The organism is Nostoc cf. edaphicum LEGE 07299, assembly GCF_015207245.1.
GTDB lineage: Bacteria > Cyanobacteriota > Cyanobacteriia > Cyanobacteriales > Nostocaceae > Nostoc > Nostoc edaphicum_B.
Window position 1 is genome coordinate 1 of sequence record NZ_JADEXF010000398.1, and the last position, 4,792, is coordinate 4,792.

3 protein-coding genes are annotated in these 4,792 nt (G+C 43.0%); all 3 read right to left on the bottom strand.

Going from position 1 to position 4,792, the window contains the following annotated elements; translation table 11 throughout:
• Nucleotides 1–331: 331 nt before the first annotated feature.
• The 3 genes from IQ229_RS13420 to serA all read right to left on the bottom strand — a co-directional run bounded on the left by IQ229_RS13420 (nt 332) and on the right by serA (nt 4,357).
• Nucleotides 332–1,303, bottom strand: a complete 972-nt coding sequence (locus IQ229_RS13420; RefSeq protein ID WP_194044412.1) for a hypothetical protein — start codon at nt 1,301–1,303, stop codon at nt 332–334.
• Between the two features lie 379 nt (nt 1,304–1,682).
• Nucleotides 1,683–2,603: a 50S ribosomal protein L11 methyltransferase gene (prmA, locus tag IQ229_RS13425; protein WP_194044408.1), complete on the bottom strand. Its 921-nt coding sequence runs from the start codon at nt 2,601–2,603 to the stop codon at nt 1,683–1,685.
• 173 nt (nt 2,604–2,776) lie between these two features.
• Nucleotides 2,777–4,357 carry a phosphoglycerate dehydrogenase gene (gene serA / locus IQ229_RS13430; RefSeq protein ID WP_194044410.1) on the bottom strand — a complete coding sequence of 527 codons (1,581 nt, stop codon included), beginning with the start codon at nt 4,355–4,357 and terminating at the stop codon, nt 2,777–2,779.
• Between the last annotated feature and the right edge of the window lie 435 nt (nt 4,358–4,792).

Sequence of the window (4,792 nt, forward strand, 5' to 3'; positions counted from 1 at the left end):
TCAATACAGTTCAGTTAAGCATTTTTTCTCTTCTCTCTGTTTCCTCTGCGCCTCTGCGGTTCGTTAAAAAAGTTGACTTTGACAAAGAGTTTTAGCCTTAACTGAACCGTATTGCTCTCTAAATCTCTCTCCTTTTAGGAGAGAGACTTTGAATTTTCCCCCTTCCCGCGACGAGTTGGGGGTTAGGGGGTTAGGTTTATGGTGGACTTTTCCACATAACGTGAAAAGTTAGGCAATGGTAAAGGTGGTATTTTAGACATAACATATAGGGACGCGATCGCACAAATTGAAAGCTAATTATAGTTTATAGTGCGATCGCCTCAGATAGAGACTAATGATTGTTGTCGTTTTCAAGTTCTCTTAATAGAGAATCGAAATCGTTACTGTTTCCACCTTTAGTAAATAAAGACCGGATTTTAGCAATAATTGAATCTATATCTCTATACAAAAAACTACTTAAATTTTTGACAAAGTTAATTATTTTCTCAAAAACAGCGAGTTCTACAGTCGAATATTCATTTTGATATGGATATACAACTTTGCCTTTTTCTGTTTCATAGTACTCTTGTTCAGGCATGAGCATTGATCTAAGCGGTCGATCCTGTTTTGCTTTATCTGGTTCGATTCGCTTCTGGCTGAGGAATAAAACATCATAAACTTTTCCGTTCCAGACAGCCCAGTAATGATTTTGGAAAAACCACCGTTCGCCATCATCACAATTAGGGTCTTTTCCTCGATATGGGGTTTTTCCACCTTCATACAAAAACGGTTTTAGGAGACTTTCAATCGCTATTTTTTTAATGCCAAAATACTCTTCTGCTACTTTCTTAAAGGCACGTGCTAATGTTTGGCAGTCGCCTTCTGGAGAGCCTTTTAAAAGAGTCTCGTGGCTCTTGCTCACCATTGTGTATTTAAATTGGATATTCTCAAAGTTTTTGAAAAGTTGTTCCAGAATTTTATCTTCTGTTAATGTTTCTTCTATCCCATTGATTAGTATTTTTGCTAGTGGGTATTCTTGTAAAAATTTTTGTTTTCTATCGGCTGAGTTGTCTGCTGCTGATTTTGGCTGCTGTGCATCCTGCTTTTGCAAAGCAGCTGTATTAATTTGGTTGACTACAGAAGTAGCGACTCTATCCGCCTCTTGCTCATATTGATCTCCTGATTGACCAATAGTGAGTTTTGGTTGTATTAATGGTTGCATTTGTGCAAGTGAGACACTATCAGCACGTTTTATCGCCATTTTGCTCAGGTTATGACCAAACTGGGAAGAGTGTTCTTTTCCTTGCTGCAACGGCTCATTCATCTTTGTTTGCAATACAGTGAGTCGTTCCTGTCCCTCTGGGGTGATAGTGCCACGCTTGGCTTGTATTTGGAGTTTTGTTGCCTCAAACTGATACTGTTGAAATTTATGATTCTCTACTTTTGTCTGTACTATAGGCTTGCGGGAACTTAGTTGAGAGTGGTTAGTTAATAAATGTGATTGCAGCTGATCTTGCTCTGACGAATAAGCGGATGAGTCAGCTTTTTTGTGGATTTGTAGCCGTTCTTTCATCGCTAGTTTCAAAAGTCAATAGTGGGTAATCTATATATTATGTCACTTACTTAAAGATCCCCGGCTTCTTTAAGAAGTTGAGGATCTAATTGTTTACGAATGATTTAGGATTGCGATAATTTCTACTAACTTAAGAACGCCGTACATTCAAGCAACACCATTCTTTGCGTTTCCACAAAGTAGCGACAACCCAACCATTTTCTTCTAAAGCGTCAGCAACAGCTTTCGATTGTTCTAGTAAAATACCACTGAATATCGCCCAAGTTTCAGGTTTAGCGATCGCACTCATTTCTGGAATTAATTCAATAATTACATGAGCCAAAATATTGCAGACGATCCCATCCACTGGGCTTGCAATTAGTTTTGTCAAAACGTCTACACTTCCCAGTGCAGGTAGTAACCGTTCTGGGTTAATATCATTCAGCGCACCATTACTGATAGTTGATTGCACCGCTAAAGGGTCATTATCCACTGCATAGACTTTCTCAGCACCCAATAGCAGCGCCCCAATGGAAAGGATACCAGAACCACAGCCAATATCCGCAATTACTAGATGTTCATGTTTACCACGACTACCTACAAACGACTGCGAAACTCCACTTAGCCGCATTTCCAGCGATTCCAAACATAACTGGGTAGTGGCATGGTTGCCCGTACCAAATGCTACACCAGGATCGAGACGAATCACTAACCGTTCCGTTGTTTCTGGTAATGGTAGCCAAGCTGGGTTAATTAGGAAGCGATCGCCTATTTCTTGTGGATGCCAATATTGTTTCCAGCTAGTCGCCCAATCTTCCTCATCAATTAACTGCCATTGCAAGGAAGGAGATGAAACTCCTACACAGAGAGCATCTTGACGTAGCCACAATGACAGCGCTGCCAAATCTAGTAGCTGTGTTTGAATTGTCGGCAGATAAGCCCTTACTAAAGATGAATTTCCTTTGTTTTCACTAGCTGTACCACGACAGCCAAAATCTTCCAGTCGCCAAAAGATCGATTCTTCTAGGTCTGGTTCACATAAAATATTCAGTTCCCACCAGGTGTTTGCCATTTTTTAGTGCTGTTAGCGCTAGCGGGGCGTTCAGCCCGTGCTGAGTGCTGAGTGCTGAGTTATGAGTTTGAGAGTTAGGAGTTAGGAGTTAGGAGTTCTCCTGTTTAACTGCTCACTCCTCACTATTCACTCCTAACTTTTTCACTCAGCACTCGTTACTCAGCACTCAGCACTCATAGTGTTACTGTATACGCGTCCCGAATACCAGGGACTTTTATAATCTCATCCAAAATGCCCTCTGGTAAAGGGTCATCTATACTCAGAGCCATGACGGCATCACCACGGACGATTTTACGACCTACTTGCATACTGGCAATATTCACATTAAAACTGCCGAGTAGGGAACCAAGTTTGCCGATAATCCCCGGCATATCGCGGTGCAGGGTAAACAACATATATTTGCTGGGTGGGACGTTAATCGGGAAACCGTCAACGTCGGTGAGGTGGATTTCCCGCTCACCCAACAAAGCACCTGTAACAGAATGAGTACCTAAAGTACCCGTGGCTTCTAGATGCAATGTGCCGGCATAGTCCCGAATGGAAGCATCGCGGGTTTCAATCACCCGAATTCCGCGTTCTTTGGCTTCTATGTTGGCATTTACGTAATTTACTCGTTCCCGCAAAGCTTGGTAAAGTAGTCCTTTGAGGGCAGCGACGATCAAAGGCTGACTTTTGTTGGTTGCGAGTTCCCCTTGCAGTCGAATATTGAGTACTTCCACCCGTCCGCCAGCTAGCTGTCCTACCAGATTACCTAGAGTTTCTGCTAGTTGCATATAAGGTTTGAGTTCTTCCAACACATCGGGGCCGAGTCCAGGAATGTTGACGGCTGAACGTGCTGGTAGTCCTAAAAGTACATCCCGAATTTGTTCGGCAACATCAATAGCCACATTCACTTGAGCTTCTGCGGTAGAGGCTCCCAAGTGGGGGGTGAGGATCACTTCTTTACCTAGCGATCGCAATTCCGATTCACCCAGTGGTTCTGACTCGAACACATCCAAGGCTGCACCGCCGATTTTACCTGCTTTCAGAGCTGCTGCTAAAGCTACCTCATCAATGATCCCACCACGAGCGCAGTTGATAATCCGGGCTGTGGGTTTCATCTTTGCCAAGGTTGTGGCATTGATTAAATGGGTAGTTTCTGGGGTTTTCGGGATATGTAGGGTGATATAGTCTGCTTGCTGGAAGAGTAAATCTAGCTCCACTAACTGACAGCCAATTTGTTCGGCTCGTTCTGTAGAAATAAATGGGTCATAAGCTAGGAGTTTCATCCCCATTGTCCTAGCTACAGCGGCAACATGGGAGCCAATTTTACCCAAACCGACAACGCCGAGAGTTTTTTTGTAGACTTCCGCACCAACAAAACTATTGCGATCCCACGCACCGCGTTTCACCGAAGCATTAGCATCAGGAATGTGGCGAGACAAAGCCAAAATCATCGCTAGCGCGTGTTCGGCGGCGGCAATTGTATTTCCCTCTGGAGAATTGACTACCACAATCCCTCGGCGTGTGGCAGCAGGAACATCCACATTATCTACACCCACACCAGCACGACCGATGATTTTTAGCTGGGTGCCGGCATCAATGATTTCTTGAGTGACACGCGTACCAGAGCGAATCATCAGCGCGTCATACTCACCAATAATTGCGATCAGTTCCGCTGGTTTTAGACCTAGTTTGACATCAACGGTTGCAACTTGCGAAAGAATGTCAATTCCAGCTTGGTCAATCGAATCAGAGACAAGAACCTTAGACATGATTACTTCATTTAAAGCTACAGGTTTTGCTGCACAAGACTTTTTAGTTTAGTCTTTATCCGTCGCAATTCAGCAAAAATTATTAGTTTGAATATCAACTTAACCTTTACTTACACTACGTGCTGATAGTATCGAAGCATGAATTGCTCCCGATGGGTACTGCCTCCTAAGTTTTTGAACATAAGTTAGCTGTTTGCACCACCCTGTCGCTAAATATAAAGCATGAATAGCACCAAGCACCGATATATTTATTAATAGTTAAGAGTTACCAAAATTTTAGCGGTTGAAGCAACTTCCTTGGCGGGGTATAAACGCTTGTATGCTTGGCTGGGACGCAACTTTAGCTAAGGCAATGCTATACACAACCAGGAAACGAGCTAGTAACTAATATATCTCTCGAATCTCGTCTGTTTTTCAATACCACAAGTGGTATCC